The organism is Roseinatronobacter alkalisoli (assembly GCF_028745735.1).
Classification (GTDB): domain Bacteria; phylum Pseudomonadota; class Alphaproteobacteria; order Rhodobacterales; family Rhodobacteraceae; genus Roseinatronobacter; species Roseinatronobacter alkalisoli.
Genome location: NZ_JAQZSM010000006.1, coordinates 100,592 through 120,869, shown reverse-complemented (window position 1 = coordinate 120,869; position 20,278 = coordinate 100,592). Strand labels below are relative to the sequence as shown.

Genomic DNA, 20,278 nt, shown 5'->3' with positions numbered 1-20,278 from the left:
GAGCATGCTTGCCACGTTAGCGCTAACTGTCTATATGAAGGCAAGACGCTGAACTTTTGCCCGCGCGTTTCGCGCCAGCCTATCGGAGGGATCATGCCAATCAATTCCGGGATTGAAGCCGTCACGGACAGAATTCGCAACCGCTCGGCTGCGCGCAGGGCGAAATATATGGACAGAATGCGCGCCGCTGCCGAATCCGGCCCCGTGCGTGCGCATCTGGCTTGCGGCAATCAGGCCCATGCCTATGCGGCCATGGACGCGGACAAAGCCAGTCTGGCAGAAGGGCGCGCGCCCAATCTGGGGATTGTCACCGCGTATAACGACATGCTGTCGGCGCATCAGCCGTTTCAGACCTATCCTGACATCATCCGCAGCGCCGCACGCGCGGCAGGCGGAACTGCGCAGGTTGCTGGCGGTGTGCCTGCCATGTGCGACGGGGTTACCCAAGGCCAGCCCGGCATGGAACTGTCGCTGTTTTCGCGCGATGTGATTGCCCTGTCGGCGGGGGTTGCCATGTCGCATAACTGTTTTGATGCCGCTGTCTGGCTTGGGGTCTGCGACAAGATTGTACCAGGGCTTATCATTGCGGCAGCGACATTTGGTCATGTGCCATCCGTGTTTATTCCGGCCGGTCCCATGACCAGCGGCCTGCCGAATGATGAGAAGGCGAAAGTCCGCCAGAAATTCGCGCAAGGCGAAATCGGGCGCGATGAACTGATGCAGGCCGAAATGGCCAGCTATCACGGTCCGGGCACCTGCACCTTTTACGGCACGGCCAACACCAACCAGATGCTGATGGAATTCATGGGTCTGCATATGCCGGGAACCAGTTTCGTCAATCCGGGCACGCCGCTGCGCGATGCGCTGACGGTTGCTGCAACTGAACGCGCGCTGGCCATCACTGCGCTTGGCAACGATTATCGCCCTGCCGGTCAGGTGCTGGATGAACGGGCCTTCGTCAATGGTATCGTCGGGCTGATGGCCACGGGCGGGTCAACCAATCTGGTGCTGCATTTGCCGGCCATGGCGCGTGCGGCAGGGATTGAACTGACCTTGCAGGATTTTGCTGATATTTCCGACATCGTGCCACTTATGGCCAAGGTCTATCCAAATGGTCTGGCCGATGTGAACCATTTCCATGCCGCTGGCGGCCTTGGTTTCATGATCGGCGAATTGCTGGATGCGGGCTTGCTGCATGATGATGTCTGCACCATCGCGGGTGATGGGCTGGCGCGCTATGCGCAGGAACCGAAGCTGCGTGATGGCACCCTGGTCTGGGAAGACGGCGCGGGGCATACGCTGAATGACCGGATTCTGCGTCCGGCTGGCGACGCATTCCAGAAATCCGGCGGGTTGAAACAACTGACGGGCAATCTGGGGCAGGGGGTGATCAAGACCTCCGCAGTGGACCCGTCACGCCATGTAATTCAGGCGCGTGCGCGCGTGTTCCGGGAACAGGCGGACGTCAAGGCGGCGTTTCAGGCGGGTGAATTCACCGAAGACACTGTGGTCGTGGTCCGGTTTCAGGGACCAGCGGCCAATGGCATGCCGGAACTGCATTCGCTGACACCGATTCTGGCGGTGCTGCAGGATCGCGGACTGAAAATGGCATTGGTCACGGATGGGCGCATGTCGGGGGCAAGCGGCAAGGTTCCGGCAGCGATTCATGTCGCGCCCGAAGCGGCCAAGGGCGGCCCGCTGGCCCGCATTCAGGACGGGGACATGGTGCGCCTTGACGCTGTTGCAGGGCGTCTGGATGTCCTGGAGGAGGGATTTGACGCGCGCACGCCGGTCACGGTTGACCTGTCCGCGAATGAATTCGGGCTGGGGCGGGAAATGTTCGCCGCATTCCGGCAGGCGGTGGGCGATTCGACGGAAGGGGCCGCCGTCGTCGTTTGACGAAACGCGGCATCCGGGGCGGGTCGCTTCTGGCTGGGCCGAAGGGCGCAAGTCCCGCCGCGCGCCGCCGCCCCCTCAATGGGGGCAAGGCGCGCTCCCCTTTTCAAGGTTTTCCAGGGGTCAGCTTTCAGGCGCGATTTTCCAGCGCGCTTCATTTTCCTCGATCGCGCGAATGCGTTCGGCAGTCTTGGGGTGGCTCATCAGCCAAGCGGGCATGCCGCCGCCCATGCCGGTCAGGGTTTCCAGCTTCCTGAACAGGTTCTTTTGCGGCGCAGTGCCGATTCCGGACTTTACCAGCAGCGCGGATGCATAGGCGTCGGCTTCATATTCATCATTGCGGCTTAATTTCGCGGCCAGCACAGAGACCAGAAAATTCGCAATGATCACGCCCAGCCCCGGCAGGAACCGGTTAAACACTGTCGCCAGCGCAATACGCACGGCGTTTGTTCCTGAAAAATCGATCATGCGCTTGCGGGAATGGCCAAGGGCGACATGTCCCAGTTCATGCGCAATGACGCTTGCCATTTCTTCCGCAGTAACTTCGCCTTGTCGGTACTTGTTGTAAAACCCGCGCGTGATGAAGATGCGCCCGTCAGGGGCAGCGAGCCCGTTGACCGGGTCGATTTCATAGATATGCACCTTGATCCGTTCAACACCCACTGCTTTTGCGAAACTGTCAGTCAGCTGTTTCAGGCGTGCATCGGCCAGCGGTGTGGATCTGGCATCCAGTTCCTGCTTGGTACGCCAGGCCGAAAACCAGTACATCGCCAGCCCATAGAGCAGCAGGATCAGAATGGGGGTAAGTTTCAACATATGCGGAATATGGGGCAGGGCGGGCGGCGGGGCAATGGTGCTTAGCCAATAACCAGTGTCAGACCCATCATCAGCGCGAAGGAAAGGGTCACAATCACACCAGTTGTCGCGGGGTCCACGCCGTCGCGCGCTTCGGGCAGCAGTTCGGAAAAAATCATCCACAGCATTGCGCCTGCGGCCAGTCCCAGCCCTATGGGCAGAAACGGCGCAAAACTCAGCACGAAAAGGAAGGCCGGGACCGCCAGGACGGGCTGCGGCGCCGATGACAGAATTGCCCACCACGCCGCTTTGCGCACGCTTGCCCCGCGTGGCACCATGATCAGCGCGATCGCCAGCCCTTCGGGCACGTTATGCAGCGCAATGGCGATGGTGATGAAATCGCCAAGTTCCCGCCCGCTGCCATAGGCCACGCCCACTCCCACACCTTCGGCGGCGGAATGCACGGTCATCACCCCCATGATCAGCAGAATTTTCAGCCCGTCGGCCTTGTTCACATTGGCAATGTCGCCACTGTCATTCCCGGCCAGAAGTCGTTTGGCGACCCATATGCCACCCAGCCCCAGCAGCACACCTGTCAAGGTGCGCAGACCGGAGAATGCGAAACCTTCGCCGATCAGGCTGAAAGTGGCCGCCAGCATCAGCCCCGCCGCCGCGGCATTCCCATAGGACAGCGCGCGCGGCGTGACATTGCGCATCGCGGCCAGCGGCAGCGCGCCAAGCCCGGTTGCTATTGCGGTGATGGCCGCAGCCAGGAAAACCAGAAGGATGGTGGGATCAGACATTGCCAGTCAAACATTAGAATAGTTCTAACCTATGTTGTATCAGGCCGCATGGCAAGAGTGTTGTCATCAGGCACAGGCGACTGCGCGCCGCCCCTAGCGCCGATATGCCGAACCGGGCCGGTGGCTGCCTGCGCCCCCAAGAAGGCGCAATGCCTGCTATTTCAGCGACATGAGCGCGAATTGTCACATCATTGTTGTTTACCTGCGCTATAGTGCAACAGGCGACATCTGGTGCGTTATAAAGGCTTGTCAGATGGATTGCGCAATATATAGTCCAGTTCATGGCGCGGATCTTTGTTTGCGCCAATGGCCCTGCGGGGCAGATGCCCTGGGGGGCTGCCAATGCGGAGGCGGCACCTATGGATGGTGATTTCAGAACCGATTTTACGCGTGATCCGGTGTCGCTTCGGAACTTTCCGGCACTGGTGCTGAATGCTGACTACCGGCCTTTGTCCTATTACCCCTTATCGTTGTGGCCATGGCAGGATGCGGTAAAGGCCGTGTTTCTGGACCGCGTTGATATTCTGGCTGAATATGATCAGATCGTGCGCAGCCAGCGGCTGGAAATCCGGGTGCCGTCTGTGGTTGTGCTGCGCGATTTCGTCAAACCGCGCAAACGTGTGGCGTTTACCCGTTTCAACCTGTTCCTGCGGGACGAATTTTCCTGTCAGTATTGCGGGGCGCGCAATGACCTGACATTTGACCATGTTGTGCCGCGCAAACTGGGCGGGGTGACAAGCTGGGACAATGTGGTGGCCGCCTGCGCGCCATGCAACCTGGCCAAAGGGTCAAAGACCTTGCGGGCCTCTGGAATGAAGCTGCGCAAGACGCCCTATCGCCCGGATGCAGAAACACTGCGTAATCTGGGTCGCCGCTTTCCGCCGAACCATCTGCATGAAAGCTGGATGGATTACCTGTATTGGGATACTGAACTGGAAGCCTGAGATACGCGCAGGTTGCTTTAAGATCGAAGCGCAAGCCGTTGTAATTTAATTGAATTAAAAGGCATAAATTCAGCAGTTGGCGCGATAACAGGCTGGGCTTGCTGTTGCGAATGTTATAATGTAACAATCAGCCTAATATCCCCGGACTGAAAGCGCCTCGCCATGCATGACAAGATCCCCGTAACCTTGCTGACCGGATTTCTGGGCGCGGGAAAAACCACCCTTCTGAACCGGCTGCTGCATGATCCGGCTGCGGGCCGCGTGGCGGTTGTCGTGAATGAATTCGGCGAAGCCGGACTTGACCACGACCTGATAGAGGACGCGGCCGAAGATGTCGTGTTGATGCAATCAGGCTGCATCTGCTGTTCCATTCGCGGTGATCTGTCCCGGACACTGGTTTCGCTTCTGGCGCGGCGGGTGCGCGATGAGCTGCAGTTCGACCGCGTTGTGATCGAAACAACCGGGCTTGCCGATCCGGGGCCGATTCACCACACGCTTATGGTTGATCGTGTGCTTGCGCCGAATTATACGCTGGACGGCATTGTGACAGTGGTGGATGGCGCATTGGGCATGTCCACGCTTGACCGCCATGCCGAAGCGCTGGCGCAGGTTGCCATGGCGGACCGCATCGTTCTGACCAAGCGTGACCTGACCGATGCCACCATGCGCCGCAATCTTCAGGCGCGGCTTGAACGGCTGAATCCGGGTGCGCAGCCCGTCTGGGCTGATATGGGCGCGGTGCCTGCGGCAAATGTGTTCGGACTGGGCGCAATGCGCCAGGATATTGCCGCAGATGACGCGCTGGCCTGGCTTGCAGCCCCCGCCGCGGACCCGTTGGCCGGGCTTTCGGGAATTGCGCTGCCGGAAGCTGCGACTTCCGCGCCCTTTGAAACCGTGTCCCATCATGCCAGTGACGACCGGATCGCCACGGCCTCTATCCGGATCGAAACCCCGATTCCCGCCGAGGTGTTCGATTTCTGGCTGGATTCGTTGATTGCAATCAAGGGGCCGGATATTCTGCGCATCAAAGGAATTGTTCATCTGGAAGATATTCCATACCCTTTCGTGTTTCATGGCGTGCAGCATATATTCGCGCCGCCCACCCCGTTGAAATCATGGCCGAAGGGCGACACATCCAGCCGTATCGTTGTGATCGCCCGCGACATTCCGAAACCGGAACTGGACCGCCATCTTGCCCTTCTGTTGTCGCCCCCCGCAGAAAAAACGGAAGCGCCCGGCATGATGGGGCAAAGTCTGGAAACACCGTTCTGATCTGTCCCGCACACGCGCGCACGGCCCTTCGTTGGTTTTCATTGACACAGGGGGCAACGCCCACTAGGCAGAAAATCTGATGGTGCCCGGTATCTGCCGGGAGAATAGGGAAACCGGTGCGGGGCATTCGCCCCAATTCCGATGCTGCCCCCGCAACTGTAAGCGGTGCGCGCCCCCTTCACGCCACTGGACCTGTTTTGGTCCGGGAAGGTGGGGGCCGCGCGACCAACCGCAAGCCAGGAGACCTGCCATCAATAAACGCAACACCAAACCGGACGGGGTGTCCGGAGGAGGCCAAATGATGTCAGCGCGATACGCTGTGCCCTGTTTCTGGCAGCCTGTGCCCCCTGTTTCCACAGACAGAGGACAAGGCAATGACCCGACATTTCCATATAACACCATGTCGTGACTGCCGGCTGCGCGCCGGTCCCTGTATGGAAGGATATATGTTTCTGGAACGCCTTGGCGCCAGCATGACGCTGGTTGAAAAGGTGACGGGCGACATTCCCGACATGCATGGCGAGGTGGTTCTGGACCAATGCCCCCATGCCCGGGACTGCCTGTTGCAATGGCGCGCGGGGCAGGGGCGGATGGAACTCTGCCATGCGCAGACGCCCCTGTTGCAGGCCCATCTGACAACCGGGTATCCGACATGAGCTGTCCGCCCCCCAAACCCGCCAGCCTGACACTGGATTCGCTGTCCTGGGGCAATGGCATCCTGCATCCGGTGTCCCTGACATTGGCGCCGGGGCGCATTCTTGGCGTGCTGGGGGCCAACGGGGCGGGCAAATCGACATTGCTGCGCCTGATCTACCGGTTTCATGCGCCGCAGACCGGCCGTGTCCTTCTGGATGGTCAGGATATTCACACAACGCCAGCGCGTCAGGTTGCGCAGCGCGTGGCCGCCGTGTTGCAGGAACAACCCACCGATTTTGCCCTGAACGTGGCAGAGATCGTGGCTCTGGGGCGGGCACCGCACCGGCGGGCCTTGTCGGGGCCATCTGAACGCGACCGGCATCTGGTGGACCACGCACTGGACCGTCTGGACCTGCAAGCTTTTGCGCAGCGCCCCTTCGGCACATTGTCGGGTGGCGAACGCCAGCGGGTCATGGTGGCCCGCGCGCTTGCGCAGGAACCAGGGCTGATCGTGCTGGACGAACCGACCAACCACCTCGATATCCGCCACCAGCTGGAAGTGTTGCGTCTGGTGCGGGAACTGGGCGTCACAGTGGTGGCATCACTGCATGATCTGAATCTGGTGCAGGGTTTCGCCGATGATCTGCTGGTCCTGCGACAGGGCCATCCGCTTGCCTTTGGTTCTGTCTGCGACGTTCTGACACCCGATCTTATTGCCCGCGCCTTTGGTGTGATGGCAGTGGCGCGCGGGCCTGCGCGCTTTGATTTTTCCCTTTTCAACGACACACGACAGGAATTGTCTGCATGAAAACCCTTCCTTTGGCCATGACGGCACTGGTTCTTGCCGCGCCCGCGCTGGCGCATCCGGTCACAGTACAAAGCTGCGACCGAGAGGTGACCTTTGACGCGCCCCCCGCCCGTGCGGTGTCCAACGATGTCAATCTGACAGAAATGATGCTGGCCCTTGGACTGGCCGACCGGATGGTCGGATATACCGGTATTTCCGGCTGGAACAAACTGGACGCGGAAATGCGTGCAGGCGTGGCCGAATTGCCCGAACTGTCCGCGCGCTACCCGTCGCGCGAAGTGCTGATCGGGGCAGATGCGGATTTCTGGTTTGCAGGCTGGAACTACGGCATGCGCGTGGGCGGAGAGGTCACACCAGACACTTTGGGCCGCTTTGGCATTCAGGTCTATGAACTGACCGAAAGCTGCATCCATATCATGGCGCGCGAACGTGTTGCGATGGATGACATGTTCAACGATATCCGAAATCTCGCGGCGATCTTCGGTGTGCCGGAACGTGCGGATGCCCTGATTGCGGACTGGCAGGAAGACCTGAACGCGATCAAGGCAAGCATCCCGACGGGCGAGCCGCTGCGCGTTTTCGTTTATGACAGCGGCGAAGACACACCCTTTACCGCCGGGCGCTATGCGATCCCCACCGCGATGATCGAGGCCGCAGGCGGACGCAACATCATGGATGATGTTGACAGCAGTTGGACCCGCGTTGCGTGGGAACCCGTGGTGGACCGCAATCCCGAAGTGGTTGTCATCGTGAATTATGGTGAAGTGACCGCCCAACAGAAGATCGATTTTATGCGCACAAACCCCGCTTTTGCGCAAATGGATGCCGTGATTCATGATCGCTTCGTCGTGCTGGAATATGTAGAGGCCACACCCGGCCCGCGCAATATCCGGGCGATCCGCACCCTGGCTGACGCTTTCCACGGGCGGTAGGCAAAGATGACAAACCCACGCCGCCCTGCATCACCCGGCCAAGGTGCTGCGCCACGCCTACGGCGGGGCGGGCGCGCGGCGATGTGGGTTTGCGGTGCACTGGCGGTGCTTGCGGCGTCCATTTCGGCGGCAGTCAGTATCGGGGCCGTGCCGGTCCCGTTAAGCACAGTCTGGGGCGTGGTTCTTGACCGGTTGCTGCCCGGTCTGCTGACGCCTGACTGGCCTGTGGGGCATGCGGCCATTGTCTGGGAAATCCGGCTGCCCCGCGCGCTGCTGGCCGCGCTGGTCGGGGCGGGACTTGCGCTTGTGGGGGCGGTGCTGCAAGCCGTGACGCGCAATCCGCTGGCCGACCCGCATCTGCTGGGCATTTCATCGGGGGCGGCGTTCGGCGCCATTCTGGCGCTGCTGCATACAGGCATGTTCCTGGGGTTTGCCACAGTTCCCATACTGGCATTCCTCGGGGCGCTTGGCGCAACGGCGCTTGTGCTTTCTGTGGCCAGCTTCGCGCAGGCGACCAGCGCAGACCGTCTGGTACTGACCGGCGTCGCAGTGTCCTTCATCGTCATGGCGCTTGCCAATGTCCTGATATTTCTGGGCGATCCGCGCGCCGCCCATACGGTCGTGTTCTGGATGCTGGGCGGGCTTGGGTTGGCGCAATGGGCGCACCTGATCTGGCCTGCAGTGATCCTGCTGGGCGCGGGATGCTGGTTCCGCGCTGTCGCCGGGTCGCTGAATGCGATGACCATCGGGGATGAAACCGCCACGACACTTGGCATTGCAGTGGCACGTTTCCGGCTGACAGTCTTTGTTGTTGCCGCACTGGTGACCGGTGTGATGGTGGCGTTTTCCGGTGTCATCGGTTTTGTAGGGCTTATGATCCCGCATATCGTGCGCCTGCTGACGGGCGGCGACAATGCGCGGGTTCTGCCCGCGTCAATGGCGCTGGGCGCGGTCTTTCTGGTCTGGGCAGATGTCGTCGCGCGCACCCTTCTGCGGCCTGAAGATATGCCGATCGGTATTGTCACCGGCCTGATCGGCGGGGTGTTCTTCATCTGGCTCCTGCGTCATCGCAGGGGGATAAGGTCATGAACATGACCCCGCCGCCTGCACGCAGCGTTCATCTGCTCAGAATGGGGGCCAGCCCCCATACCCCCGGGATATTTGACCCAGAATGAAAGCAATAGCCTTGCGCAGTGTCCACGATGACCGGGTCGCACCATGCGACGGATACAGAAATGGGCCTCTGGTCTTGCGGATATGTCTGCAGATGGTGTTTCATTCTGGGTCAAATATCCCGGGGGTGAGGCCCGCAGGGCCGAGGGGGCAGCGCCCCCTGACCATGCCGCGCTTTCGTGGCCATAGACAAAGGTGCAGATATTGAACACGGCCATCATGATCCAGGGGTGCGGGTCGAATGTGGGCAAGTCCATGCTTGTTGCCGGGCTTTGCCGTGCCGCGCTGCGCAGAGGGTTGCGTGTCGCGCCCTTCAAGCCGCAGAACATGTCGAATAATGCGGCGGTGACCGCCGACGGGGGCGAAATCGGGCGCGCGCAGGCCTTGCAGGCGCTTGCCTGCGGGCTGGAGCCGCTTGTCGACATGAACCCGGTACTTCTGAAACCGGAAAGCGAGTCCGGCGCGCAGGTAGTGGTTCAGGGCAAGCGTATCTGTACTGTCAGGGCGCGCGCCTATGCTGCGCTGAAGCCGCAGTTGATGGCGGCTGTTCTGGAAAGTTTCGGGCGTCTGAAATCATCCTATGATCTGGTGATTGTCGAAGGCGCGGGCAGTCCTGCCGAAATCAATCTGCGGGCGAATGACATTGCCAATATGGGGTTTGCTGAGGCGGCAGATGTGCCGGTGGTACTTGTGGGTGACATCGATCGGGGTGGTGTCATTGCGCAGATCATCGGCACGCAGGCGGTGCTGGACCCCGCGGACGCGGCGAGGGTCGCGGGTTTCATCATCAACAAGTTTCGCGGTGATCCGCGTTTGTTTGACGAAGGCTACCGGCAGATCGCATCGCGCAGTGGCTGGCAGGGATACGGGGTCTTGCCGTGGTTTGAGCGCGCCCATCTGTTGCCCGCCGAAGATGCGCTTGACCTTGGGGCTGGTGTGGTCGGCGGGGGGGCGGTGCGGATTGCCTGTCTGGTGTTTTCGCGGATTGCCAATTTCGACGATCTGGACCCTCTGCAGGCCGAACCCGGGGTGGAGCTGGTTATGGTGCGCGCGGGCCAGCCCCTTCCGGGGGATGTGCGGCTGGTCATTCTGCCCGGGTCGAAATCCACGCGGGCGGATCTGGCCTTTCTGCGGGCGCAGGGCTGGGATATTGATCTTGCGGCCCATATCCGGCGCGGCGGTCATGTGCTGGGCATATGTGGGGGCTATCAGATGCTGGGGCGGCAGGTGTCTGACCCTGACGGGGTTGAGGGACCGGCCGGTGACATGCAAGGCCTTGGCTTTCTGGATGTCACAACAGTCATGAGTCCCGACAAGCGGCTGGAGCGCGTGCAGGCACGGCATGTCGCCTCGGGGCTGGATGTTGCGGGATATGAAATTCATATCGGGCGGACTACAGGTGCGGATTGTGCGCGCCCCTTTGCCCGGCTGGCTGGGCGCGATGATGGTGCTACGGGGCCTGATGGACGTATCATGGGCACCTATCTGCATGGGCTTTTTGCGTCGGACAGATTCCGCTCGGCGTTTCTGGCGGGTCTTGGGGTCGCGCCGTCCGGACACCAGCATGGCGCAGTGGTGGATGCGACGCTGGACGCGCTTGCCGATCATCTGGAGGCGCATCTGGATGTGGACGGTCTGCTGGCCCGCGCGCGATAAGGGCCGGGCAATTCAGGCGGTGGGCGTTCTTGCCAGCGCCTGTTCCAGTCGTTGCCATTCGCGTTCCGGTCCCGGCAGGCCAAGGCGTAGCCAGCGCGATGAATAGGGAAATACCCGCGACCAGATCTGATACCCGGCCAGATGGTCGCGCGCGACGTCTGCATCTTCTGTGTCATACAGCCGGAACAGGCTTGTCCCGCCGAGGCTGGTCCAACCCGCCGCGCGCGCCAGATCATCCGCGCGTGCGGCATCGAGGCCAAGTTGCACGCGCATGGCATCGGCCCAGTTCCGGTCGGCAAGCGCGTGGCACCCCACGCATATTGCGGCACCTGATACCGGCCAGGGGCCTGCCATATCCGCCAGCCGGGTGATGACGGGTTTTGCGCCGAAGGCAAAGCCAAGCCGCAATCCGGCCAGCCCATAGAATTTCCCGAATGATCGCAGGACCAGAAGGTTGGTGACCCCGCCCGCATGGGGCAGCAGGGACAGGTCCGGTGTAACATCTCCGAAACTTTCATCAACGACCAGAAAGCCCACATTCTGCGCCAGTTCCAGCAGATCTGCCGGGGACCAGCACCGGCCATCGGGGTTGTTGGGGTTGACCAGAACCGCCAGATCCGCCCCCGCCATGCTTTGCGGTGTGGCGCTGTCCTGCACGGTCCAGCCTGCGGCGTTCAGGCATGCGGCATGTTCATTGTAGCTGGGAGCAAGGACATGGGCGCGCCCTTTGGGCGCCAGATGGGGTACCAGTTGGATGGCGGCCTGCGCCCCGCCGAACGCCAGCCCAGCCAGCCGCGTGTCAGCGCCCCATGCCTGTGCGGCAGCAGTGACCAGCGCGCCTTGGGCACGGGCAGTGGGCAGGCCATGCCAGACAGAATCGGGCAGGGTGGGCATGGGGTAGGGGCGGCGGTTGATGCCGGTGGACAGGTCGATCCAGTCATCCCCGCCATAGCGTGCCATGGCCGTGTCGATATTTCCGCCGTGATCGCGCATCATTGCCCCGCTTTTACTGGCTCACACATGCCCGCATTCCTTCGCATTCATAAGGTCGCTATGGGTTATGCACAGTCGGGCCGGGCGGGTTTCCCCAGCGGTCCTGAAACACCAGATCCGACAATGCCAGGCGGTCGCGCCAGCCTTTGGCCTGCAACTCCGGTGATTCATAAAGCGTATCGACATGCCCGATACACAGATAGGCCACGGGCACCACATGTTCGGGCAGGTTCAGAATGCTGCGTATATCGGCTTCGTGGAATATGCTGACCCAGCCCACACCCAACCCTTCCGCGCGTGCGGCCAGCCATAGGTTCTGCACGGCGCAAACTGTCGAATACAGATCCATGTCGCGGTTATGCGTGCGCCCCAGAACGACCTCGCCGCCGCGTGTGCGGTCGCAGGTGATGCACAGATTGACCGGCGCGGTGGTAATGCCTTCCAGTTTCAGTGCCGAATAAAGTGGGCGGCGGTCTGCAGGAAACATGGCAACAGCTTCGGCATTGGCGCGGGCAAAGGCCGCCTGAACCTGCGCTCTGACATCTGCACTGCGGATAACGATGAAATTCCACGGTTGCATGAACCCGACCGAGGGCGCGTGATGGGCTGCATTCAGCAGCCGCATCAATGTGGGGTCGTCAACCGGACGGTCGGTAAACTGGCTGCGGACATCGCGGCGTGTGAAGATGGCGCGGTAGACTGCGGCTTGTTCGTCGGGCGAAAACGGACCCGCCGGGGCGGGGGTAACGGGTGGCTGCATGACATCTCCCCTGTCACGGACACGACCGCCCGTTGACCATCGGGCAGCCCGGTTGCATCTGGCCGGTCTTCTGACTTGGTTTCACCGGCAACTGCGCCTTCCCGGCCAGCAGGGCCAGTGGCATTTTGCAGCGCCATCCACCTTACAGCGTTGGGCACGTTGCGGAATTGCACCGCATTCCCGATTCTCCCGCTTCTGCAGGGGTACTGCTGTGCGCGGGCACCAGATACTTCGGTTCTAGCGCGCTTTGCGCAACTGCGAAACTGGTTTTCTGCGTCCCAAGTACAGGTTGTCGGCAGGTCGCAGCAGGCCCCGTATGAATGCACGGGAACGCGGGTATGCCCTAGACAATCAGATCCTGCATGACCTGCGGCAGCATATCCGGCAGATCCTCTGCAATAAGTCCCGGACCGAAACGGCGCGCGGCTGCGACATGCAGCCAGGCAGCGGCGCAGGCGGCATCAAACGGGGGGAAGCCGCGGGCCAGAAGACCCGTGATCATGCCCGCCAGAACATCGCCTGATCCCGCAGTTGCCAACCAGGGCGCGGCACGGTCATATTGCGCGGAATTGATGGCGCAGCGACCGTCAGGTGCGGCGATGACAGTATCCGGCCCTTTGAACAGAACCACACATCCCGCGCGGTGCGCGGCTTCTCTGGTCGCGTCGAGTTTGGAATATGCCGGTCCGCGTTCCGGTTCCCTGCGCAGATTTTGGGCAAGGTCGGGAAACAGCCGGGCGAATTCGCCCGCATGCGGGGTCAGTACACAATCCGGACCAAGTGCGTCCAACCCTGCCGGGGTCTGCGCCAGCAATGTCAGTGCGTCGGCGTCCAGAACACTTGCCCGACCAGGATCAAGTGCGGTCATGATCAACCCTGCTTCGCGGGTTGACAGCCCCAGCCCCGGCCCGATGCAGATCGTGTTCAGGCGCGTGTCCTGCAACGCGGTGGCCAGCGCGCCGGAATCGCGGATGGGTTGCAGCATGATGGCGTCCAGTCGGCAGGCATTTTCCTGAAGGGCCGCAGGGGGGCAACCAAGTGTGACAACGCCAGCGCCCATGCGCAACGCTGCGCGTGCAGCAAGGCGGGCAGCCCCGCCCTTGCCCACGCTACCCGACAGAACAAGCGCATGCCCATGCGTGTATTTGTGGCCGCCAGTTTTGCGCGCCACGTCGCTGGTGCTGTGATGGTCCAGCAGTCCTGTGCGCGGGGGGTGGGGGGCATCGCCCGTCAGTCCGATATCGGCGACGGTGATTGCCCCACAGCACTCTGGCCCCTGCGCCAGATAATGCCCCGGTTTCGCACGATGGAATGAAACCGTCAGGTCAGCAGGCAGCACTGTGCCAAGCACGCGACCGCTATCCATGCACAGGCCGCTTGGTGCATCAACGGCCACACGCCCGCGCCATGGTATATGGCACATCTTTTGCAGCAGCGTGGCAAGCGAGCCGGTGACCGGACGGGTCAATCCCGTGCCGAACAATGCGTCAATCAAGAACATATCTGGCGGAAGTGCGGATAAGATGTCCTGTGACAAGTCATGAACCGGCCCCATATGCGCCCATCTGGCATGATTGTTGCGCGCATCTGCGGGCGATTTGTCCGCGTCACCATGAAGGCAGACCAGGACCTGCCACCCCTGTGCCGCCAGTAACCGGGCCACGACGAACCCATCGCCCCCGTTATTTCCGGGACCGCATAAAATAAGTGCATTTTGCGCCGGGTTTTCCGGTAGCGACCAGTGGCGCAGCAAGGCATCCACAACGCATTGGCCCGCGCGTTCCATCAAACCCGACCCGGTTGCCGCGCCAGAATCGATACCGGCCATTTCAACGGCGCGCATTTGGGCGGATGTCAGTATTTCAATCATTTTTTCCAACCCTGCTTTTCAAAAATGCCCAAATAATAATCACAATGATTATTATTGATGCGCTGCTGTCATTTGGGTGTTTCATCCCGACCCTGTTGCAGTCTATCAGATTGTGAGAGCCGTCTGAACATGGTCTGAACGATGCAAGCCGGACAAGGGCTTGGGGAAGTGAAAAGGCGAGGGTATGAAAAAGATCGAAGCAATCATCAAACCGTTCAAGCTTGATGAAGTCAAAGAGGCGCTGCAGGATATCGGCGTTCAGGGGTTGTCCGTGCTGGAGGTCAAAGGGTTTGGCCGTCAGAAAGGGCACACTGAATTGTATCGCGGTGCTGAATATGTGGTCGATTTCCTGCCCAAGGTGAAAGTCGAGATTGTTCTTCCAGATGATCAGGTGGACGAAGCCATAGAGGCCATCATCGCCGCTGCCCGGACCGAGAAAATCGGCGACGGCAAGATTTTCGTTTCCCCCGTTGAGCAGGCAATCCGCATTCGCACTGGCGAAAGTGGTGATGACGCGCTCTGACGTAACGAAATTTATCGGGGGTGACCCCCGGACGAGTTCCCAAAGCAAAGGAAAAAAACATGAGTTCTGCTGACGTTCTCAAGCTTATGCAAGACGAAGATATCGCCTATCTTGATATCCGTTTCACCGACCCGCGCGGCCGCATGCTGCACGTGACCATTGTGGGTGATCTGGTTGACGAGGATTTCCTTGAAGAAGGCTTCATGTTTGACGGATCGTCGGTGCCGGGCTGGAAGGGTATCGAAGCATCTGACATGAAACTGGTCTTCGATCTGAACAGTGTATATGTCGACCCGTTCTATGCCGAAAAGACCTTGGCGATTCATGCCTCGATCGTTGAACCCGACACCAACGAACCTTATGAGCGTGACCCGCGCGGCACCGCAGAGAAGGCAGAAGCCTATCTGAAATCTTCGGGCATTGGCGATGCGGCCTATTTCGGTCCGGAAGCCGAATTCTTTGTTTTCGACAGCGTGAAATTCAGCGACTCGATCAACAAAGTCAGCTTTGAAGTGGATGCAGAAGAAGCGGCGTGGAATTCCGACACCGAATATGACACCGGCAATACCGGCCACCGTCCGGGCGTCAAGGGTCACTATTTCGCCATGAACCCGATGGATGCCAATCAGGACATGCGTTCTGAAATGTTGACCACCATGAAAGACATGGGGATGAAGGTCGACAAGCACCATACGGAAGTGGCTTCGGCGCAGCATGAACTTGGTCTGATCTTCGGATCGCTGACCAAGCAGGCCGACGAAATCATGAAATACAAATATGTCGTGCGCAACGTGGCCGATGCCTATGGCAAGACCGCAACCTTCATGCCGAAACCCGTCAAGGGTGACAACGGCACCGGCATGCATGTGAACATGTCGATCTGGAAAGACGGCAAGCCGCTGTTTGCAGGCGACAAATACGCCGATCTTAGCCAGGAAGCGCTGTGGTTCATCGGCGGCATTCTGAAACATGCCAAAACGCTGAACGCCTTCACCAACCCCACCACGAACAGCTACAAGCGCCTGATCCCCGGATTTGAAGCCCCTGTTCTGCGCGCCTATTCGGCCCGCAACCGCTCGGGTTGTATCCGCATTCCATGGACTGAAAGCCCGAAAGCCAAGCGCGTTGAGGCCCGTTTCCCCGATCCGTCGGCGAACCCCTATCTGGCCTTTGCTGCGCTGCTGATGGCGGGCCTTGACGGGATCAAGAACAAGATCGATCCGGGCGCTGCATCGGACAAGGATCTGTATGATCTGCCGCCGGAAGAACTGGAAGGCATCCCCACGGTTTGTGCGTCCCTGCGCGAAGCGCTGGACAGCCTTGCTGCGGATCATGACTTCCTGCTGGCCGGTGACGTGTTCACCAAGGACCAGATCATGGCCTATATCGATCTGAAATGGGAAGAAGTGTATGCCTATGAGCACACACCCCACCCGATCGAATATGCAATGTATTACAGCTGCTGATCAGCTGGCCGATACAGTCAAAGCCCCCGCATTTGCGGGGGCTTTTTGTTGGCGGAACTGCGTTAAGCTGTGGCTTTGGGCCTATGAAGCGCGGTTTAAGCCCGCGCCACAGGTCGGGCCGGGGACTGCCGGTCCCACGCCCTGAGAAGTTCACTTTGTGCAGGCGGAATACCCCGGCATAAAAGGTTTGAATTGTCGCTGGCGTCATCGGCAGGCCGCGGGACGGCCAGACCTATGGCGCGTTTTCCGGTCTTTCGCCGCGCCACTGGCGCGACGGTCCCTTCAAACCCTGCGGCCTTTGCTCCGCGCCTTTGGGCGTCCGCTTCAGGCCATTCTCTCATCCAACCCGGCGTTGCCGCCTATGCCCGGCGTCAGCGATTGCTGCGCGTGATCTGCGCGCCCAGATCGGCCATCAACCCTTCAAACGCTGGGAAAGATGTCGCGATGGGGGTGCCATCATCCACTGTTACCGGTTTTTGTGTGGCAAGGCCCAGGCACAGAAAACTCATGGCGATGCGGTGGTCCAGATGGGTCTGGACTGTTGCGCCACCGGGAACGCTGCCTGTGCCCATGCCGTAAACGGTCAGGCTGTCCTCTGTCTCTTCCACACGCACACCGCAGGCTTCCAGCCCGCGCGCCATGGCATCCAGCCGGTCGGATTCCTTGACACGCAGTTCCTTGACGCCGCGCATGATGGTGACACCTTCGGCGGTGGCGGCAAGCGCTGACAGGACCGGGTATTCGTCAATCATGCTTGCGGCTCGTTCGGGGGGCACTTCAACCCCTTTCAGTGCTGAAAACCGCACCCGCAGGTCGGCAACCGGTTCGCCGCCTTCCTCGCGCGGGTTTTCCATTACCAGATCAGCGCCCATTTCCTGCAATGTGATGAAGATTCCGTTTCTTGTCGGGTTCTGGCTGACACCGGGCACAAGAATATCGGAGTCCGGCACCATCAGCGCCGCGCATACCGGGAATGCCGCTGAACTGGGGTCGCGCGGAACGGTGACAGACTGGCCGCGCAATTCAGGCTGGCCGGTCAGGGTGATGACGCGACCCTCATCCGTATCTGCGACTGTGATTTCGGCCCCGAAGCCACGCAACATGCGTTCGGAATGGTCGCGGGTTGGTTCTGATTCGATCACCACGGTCTGGCCCGGCGCGTTCAGCCCGGCCAGCAACACAGCGGATTTCACCTGTGCCGATGGCATAGGCACCTTGTAGCGTGCAGGAACCGGGTCTGGTGCGCCGATGACGGTCATCGGCAAACGCCCGCCCTTGCGCCCGAAGGCCTGCGCGCCAAACTGCGCCAGCGGGTCGGTGATACGCCCCATAGGGCGTTTGTTCAGGCTGGCATCGCCTGTGAATGTGGCGGTGATATCTGTGGTGGCCATAGCCCCCATGATCAGGCGCACGCCGGTTCCGGAATTGCCGCAATCGATCACGCAATCGGGTTCACGGAAGCCGCCCACACCCACCCCATGCACTGTCCAGTCCCCCGGCCCGTTCTGGATGACCTCTGCGCCGAAGGCGCGCATGGCGGTGGCAGTGTCCAGCACATCCTGCCCTTCCAGCAGCCCCGTCACATGGGTTTCGCCCACGGATAATGCGCCAAGGATCAGCGCGCGGTGCGATATGGATTTGTCGCCGGGAATTTCCGCCACACCGCGCAGGGCGACGGATTTGCGGGCGGTCATTGGAATTGCGGGGCCGTGGCCGGACATGCGCGCACCTTTCTTGACGGAATGCGCGTTGCTGATAGCGCAAGCGCCGTGCCCCGTCCATGGGCAAGCGGCGCGCTTAGTCCTGTTGTTGCAACCTGTCCAGAATTTCGCCAAGCAGCGCATCCAGTTCGGCCCGGATGGCGGGGTTGCGCGCGCCCTCGATCGCGCCAAGCCCCTGACCCAGCGTTTCGGCATAAGCCACGCGGTTGGCGATCTGGGTCTGTGCAAGGGTTGCGTCCAATGCACCGGCCGCTTCGGCAATTTCAGTGCCCAGCCGTGTACCTGCCCGCGCGCGGTTCAGCACGACCAGCACATCGCGTCCTTCGCGGCGTGTCAGGTCCAGCACGCCATCTGTTGCCCACAGATCCACATGACTTGACGCCACGGGCACCAGCACCAGATCCGCTTCGCGCAGGGCAGGGCGCAGGTCGGCATCGGCCTTGGGCGGAGTGTCGATGATGATGAATTCCGCCATGTCGCGCAGCTTGCCCACCTCATACCCCACGCCCCATGCAGAGGCGGTGGAAAATTCAAGGCCCTCGCTGCGTCCGGCCTGATGGCGCGTCATGAACCAACGCCCGAGCGAGCCTTGCGGGTCGGTGTCCAGAAATGCCACCTTATGGCCCGCGCGTTGCAGCATGGCCCCCAGATTGACCGCAAGCGTGGTCTTGCCAGAGCCGCCTTTTTGCTGGGCCACTGTAATGACTTTTCCCTTTGGCATGGTTCACCCCTTTTGCTGCACTGCAGCATAGCGAATTTGCAGGCGTAATGCACGCGCAAAAATTCAGGCGCGTTCATCCTTGGGCGACGCCATGACAACCATGGTCGTCAAGGTGTTCAGATAGGGAAATGCGCCTAGGTAATTGGTGTGAAAATGCTTATAACCAGCCAGATCGCGCGCTTCCACGCGCAGCAGGTATTCGACTGTGCCGGTAATATTATGGCATTCGCGCACCTGCGGGGCCGTGCGCATCAGGCGTTCGAATTCTTCCTGTGCAACCTTGGTATGTCGCGACAGGCCCACTGTAACATAGGCGATGAACCCGATGCCGGTTTGCGCGGGGTCCAGCACCGCCCTGTAGCCGGTGATTATACGCCTGCGTTCCAGTTCCTGCACCCGGCGCAGACAGGCTGATGGCGACAGCCCGACACGTTCTGCCAGGTCCAGATTGGATATGCGTCCTTCTTGGGTCAGGATACGCAATATATGTTCAGATGTACTGTCAAACTCGGTCATAAGTTGCAGTTTATGGGTATAATTTGCAGCATTTGCAATTCGATTTCGCGTCCATTGCATTAGATTTTGCGCAAATACGGAACAGGTGTCATGACAACAGAACTTTTCCTTGCGCTGCTTGCTTTTGCCTTCGTGACCTCGGCCACGCCGGGGCCGAATAATGTGATGTTGCTGGCCTCCGGCGTGAATTTCGGGTTTCGCCGTACCGTCCCGCATATGGCAGGAATTGCCATCGGCCATGCGGCAATGGTGTTTCTGGTAGGTGTCGGGCTGATGGGTATTTTCATCGGCTACCCGCCCGCGCAGATGGCGCTGAAGCTGGTTTCGGTTGTCTATATGCTGTGGCTGGCGTGGAAAATTGCCAATGCCGCCCCCCCGGATGGGGCCAGCGCAAAGGGGCGGCCGCTGACATTCGTGCAGGCGGCGGCGTTTCAATGGGTCAACCCCAAGGCATGGGTCATTTCGCTTGGTGCAGTGTCAATCTATGCACCGGGGCAGGAATGGGGGGCTGTGGCCTGGGTGGCGGCGGGGTTTTTATGTGTGGGCTGGACCTCTACGGTCATATGGACAGGGCTTGGTATGGGGGTGCGCCGCCTGTTGCAGCGCCCTGACTGGCTGCGGGTGTTCAACTATTCCATGGCTGCGTTGCTGGTGGCGTCCCTTGTGCCGGTGGTGTTCGGGGATTAGCCTGCGCAATCCTGCCCTACAATACTTGCGCGACGCTCAAAGCGCGGCTAGTCTTTCCCATAGATCGCTTGCGATCAGAAAAAACAAAAACAATGATCCTGGGAGG

Annotated in this window: 19 protein-coding genes and 2 riboswitches; of the genes, 11 read left to right on the top strand and 8 right to left on the bottom strand. The window is 60.5% G+C overall.

Annotation, left to right across the window (positions count from 1 at the left end; genetic code table 11):
- Positions 1-93: 93 nt before the first annotated feature.
- Positions 94-1,899: a phosphogluconate dehydratase gene (gene edd / locus PUT78_RS08875; RefSeq protein WP_274351896.1), complete on the top strand. Its 1,806-nt coding sequence runs from the start codon at positions 94-96 to the stop codon at positions 1,897-1,899.
- 120 nt (positions 1,900-2,019) lie between these two features.
- On the opposite strand, the gene PUT78_RS08870 is transcribed toward edd, so the two are convergent.
- Positions 2,020-2,712, bottom strand: coding sequence for a M48 family metallopeptidase (locus PUT78_RS08870; protein ID WP_274351895.1), 693 nt, complete (start codon positions 2,710-2,712; stop codon positions 2,020-2,022).
- A gap of 41 nt (positions 2,713-2,753) precedes the next feature.
- Positions 2,754-3,494 (bottom strand): ZIP family metal transporter, encoded by a 741-nt coding sequence (locus PUT78_RS08865; protein WP_274351894.1) that lies wholly within the window; start codon positions 3,492-3,494, stop codon positions 2,754-2,756.
- Between the two features lie 359 nt (positions 3,495-3,853).
- Between PUT78_RS08865 and PUT78_RS08860 the strand changes: the two genes are divergently transcribed.
- The 7 genes from PUT78_RS08860 to PUT78_RS08830 all read left to right on the top strand — a co-directional run bounded on the left by PUT78_RS08860 (position 3,854) and on the right by PUT78_RS08830 (position 10,915).
- Complete coding sequence (locus PUT78_RS08860) at positions 3,854-4,438, top strand: HNH endonuclease (protein WP_274351989.1); 585 nt, start codon at positions 3,854-3,856, stop codon at positions 4,436-4,438.
- Between the two features lie 162 nt (positions 4,439-4,600).
- Positions 4,601-5,710, top strand: coding sequence for a CobW family GTP-binding protein (locus PUT78_RS08855; RefSeq protein WP_274351893.1), 1,110 nt, complete (start codon positions 4,601-4,603; stop codon positions 5,708-5,710).
- Between the two features lie 63 nt (positions 5,711-5,773).
- Positions 5,774-5,977: riboswitch (cobalamin riboswitch) on the top strand.
- 179 nt (positions 5,978-6,156) lie between these two features.
- Complete coding sequence (locus PUT78_RS08850; protein WP_274351892.1) at positions 6,157-6,366, top strand: hypothetical protein; 210 nt, start codon at positions 6,157-6,159, stop codon at positions 6,364-6,366.
- Positions 6,363-7,154 carry an ABC transporter ATP-binding protein gene (locus PUT78_RS08845; protein ID WP_274351891.1) on the top strand — a complete coding sequence of 264 codons (792 nt, stop codon included), beginning with the start codon at positions 6,363-6,365 and terminating at the stop codon, positions 7,152-7,154. The genes PUT78_RS08850 and PUT78_RS08845 overlap by 4 nt, the downstream gene beginning before the upstream one ends.
- A 17-nt stretch (positions 7,155-7,171) precedes the next feature.
- Entirely contained in the window at positions 7,172-8,086 is a 915-nt protein-coding gene (locus tag PUT78_RS08840; RefSeq protein ID WP_420793486.1) for an ABC transporter substrate-binding protein, read from the top strand.
- Positions 8,087-8,167: 81 nt separating this feature from the next.
- A complete protein-coding gene (locus PUT78_RS08835; RefSeq protein ID WP_274351988.1) occupies positions 8,168-9,175 on the top strand; it encodes a FecCD family ABC transporter permease in 1,008 nt (335 codons plus the stop codon).
- Positions 9,176-9,478: 303 nt separating this feature from the next.
- Complete coding sequence (locus PUT78_RS08830) at positions 9,479-10,915, top strand: cobyric acid synthase (protein ID WP_274351987.1); 1,437 nt, start codon at positions 9,479-9,481, stop codon at positions 10,913-10,915.
- Between the two features lie 12 nt (positions 10,916-10,927).
- On the opposite strand, the gene cobD is transcribed toward PUT78_RS08830, so the two are convergent.
- The 3 genes from cobD to PUT78_RS08815 all read right to left on the bottom strand — a co-directional run bounded on the left by cobD (position 10,928) and on the right by PUT78_RS08815 (position 14,538).
- Positions 10,928-11,908 carry a threonine-phosphate decarboxylase CobD gene (gene cobD / locus PUT78_RS08825; RefSeq protein WP_274351986.1) on the bottom strand — a complete coding sequence of 327 codons (981 nt, stop codon included), beginning with the start codon at positions 11,906-11,908 and terminating at the stop codon, positions 10,928-10,930.
- 58 nt (positions 11,909-11,966) lie between these two features.
- Positions 11,967-12,668, bottom strand: a complete 702-nt coding sequence (gene bluB / locus PUT78_RS08820) for a 5,6-dimethylbenzimidazole synthase (RefSeq protein WP_274351889.1) — start codon at positions 12,666-12,668, stop codon at positions 11,967-11,969.
- Between the two features lie 43 nt (positions 12,669-12,711).
- A riboswitch (cobalamin riboswitch) is annotated at positions 12,712-12,910 on the bottom strand.
- Between the two features lie 101 nt (positions 12,911-13,011).
- Positions 13,012-14,538, bottom strand: coding sequence for an NAD(P)H-hydrate dehydratase (locus PUT78_RS08815; RefSeq protein WP_274351888.1), 1,527 nt, complete (start codon positions 14,536-14,538; stop codon positions 13,012-13,014).
- A 184-nt stretch (positions 14,539-14,722) separates the two neighbouring features.
- Between PUT78_RS08815 and PUT78_RS08810 the strand changes: the two genes are divergently transcribed.
- Both PUT78_RS08810 and glnA read left to right on the top strand, forming a co-directional pair.
- Positions 14,723-15,061 carry a P-II family nitrogen regulator gene (locus tag PUT78_RS08810; RefSeq protein WP_274351887.1) on the top strand — a complete coding sequence of 113 codons (339 nt, stop codon included), beginning with the start codon at positions 14,723-14,725 and terminating at the stop codon, positions 15,059-15,061.
- A 59-nt stretch (positions 15,062-15,120) separates the two neighbouring features.
- Positions 15,121-16,527: a type I glutamate--ammonia ligase gene (glnA, locus tag PUT78_RS08805; protein WP_274351886.1), complete on the top strand. Its 1,407-nt coding sequence runs from the start codon at positions 15,121-15,123 to the stop codon at positions 16,525-16,527.
- A 371-nt stretch (positions 16,528-16,898) separates the two neighbouring features.
- Here glnA and aroA read toward each other — a convergent pair whose 3' ends face one another.
- The 3 genes from aroA to PUT78_RS08790 all read right to left on the bottom strand — a co-directional run bounded on the left by aroA (position 16,899) and on the right by PUT78_RS08790 (position 19,485).
- The gene (gene aroA, locus PUT78_RS08800; RefSeq protein WP_274351885.1) at positions 16,899-18,248 is read right to left on the bottom strand and encodes a 3-phosphoshikimate 1-carboxyvinyltransferase; all 1,350 of its coding nucleotides are present in this window, start codon (positions 18,246-18,248) and stop codon (positions 16,899-16,901) included.
- A 76-nt stretch (positions 18,249-18,324) separates the two neighbouring features.
- Positions 18,325-18,969 carry a ParA family partition ATPase gene (gene parA / locus PUT78_RS08795; RefSeq protein ID WP_274351884.1) on the bottom strand — a complete coding sequence of 215 codons (645 nt, stop codon included), beginning with the start codon at positions 18,967-18,969 and terminating at the stop codon, positions 18,325-18,327.
- A gap of 63 nt (positions 18,970-19,032) precedes the next feature.
- The gene (locus PUT78_RS08790; RefSeq protein ID WP_274351883.1) at positions 19,033-19,485 is read right to left on the bottom strand and encodes an Lrp/AsnC family transcriptional regulator; all 453 of its coding nucleotides are present in this window, start codon (positions 19,483-19,485) and stop codon (positions 19,033-19,035) included.
- A gap of 90 nt (positions 19,486-19,575) precedes the next feature.
- On the opposite strand from PUT78_RS08790, the gene PUT78_RS08785 reads away from it, so the two are divergent.
- Positions 19,576-20,172: a LysE family translocator gene (locus PUT78_RS08785; protein WP_274351882.1), complete on the top strand. Its 597-nt coding sequence runs from the start codon at positions 19,576-19,578 to the stop codon at positions 20,170-20,172.
- The last annotated feature ends 106 nt before the right edge of the window (positions 20,173-20,278 follow it).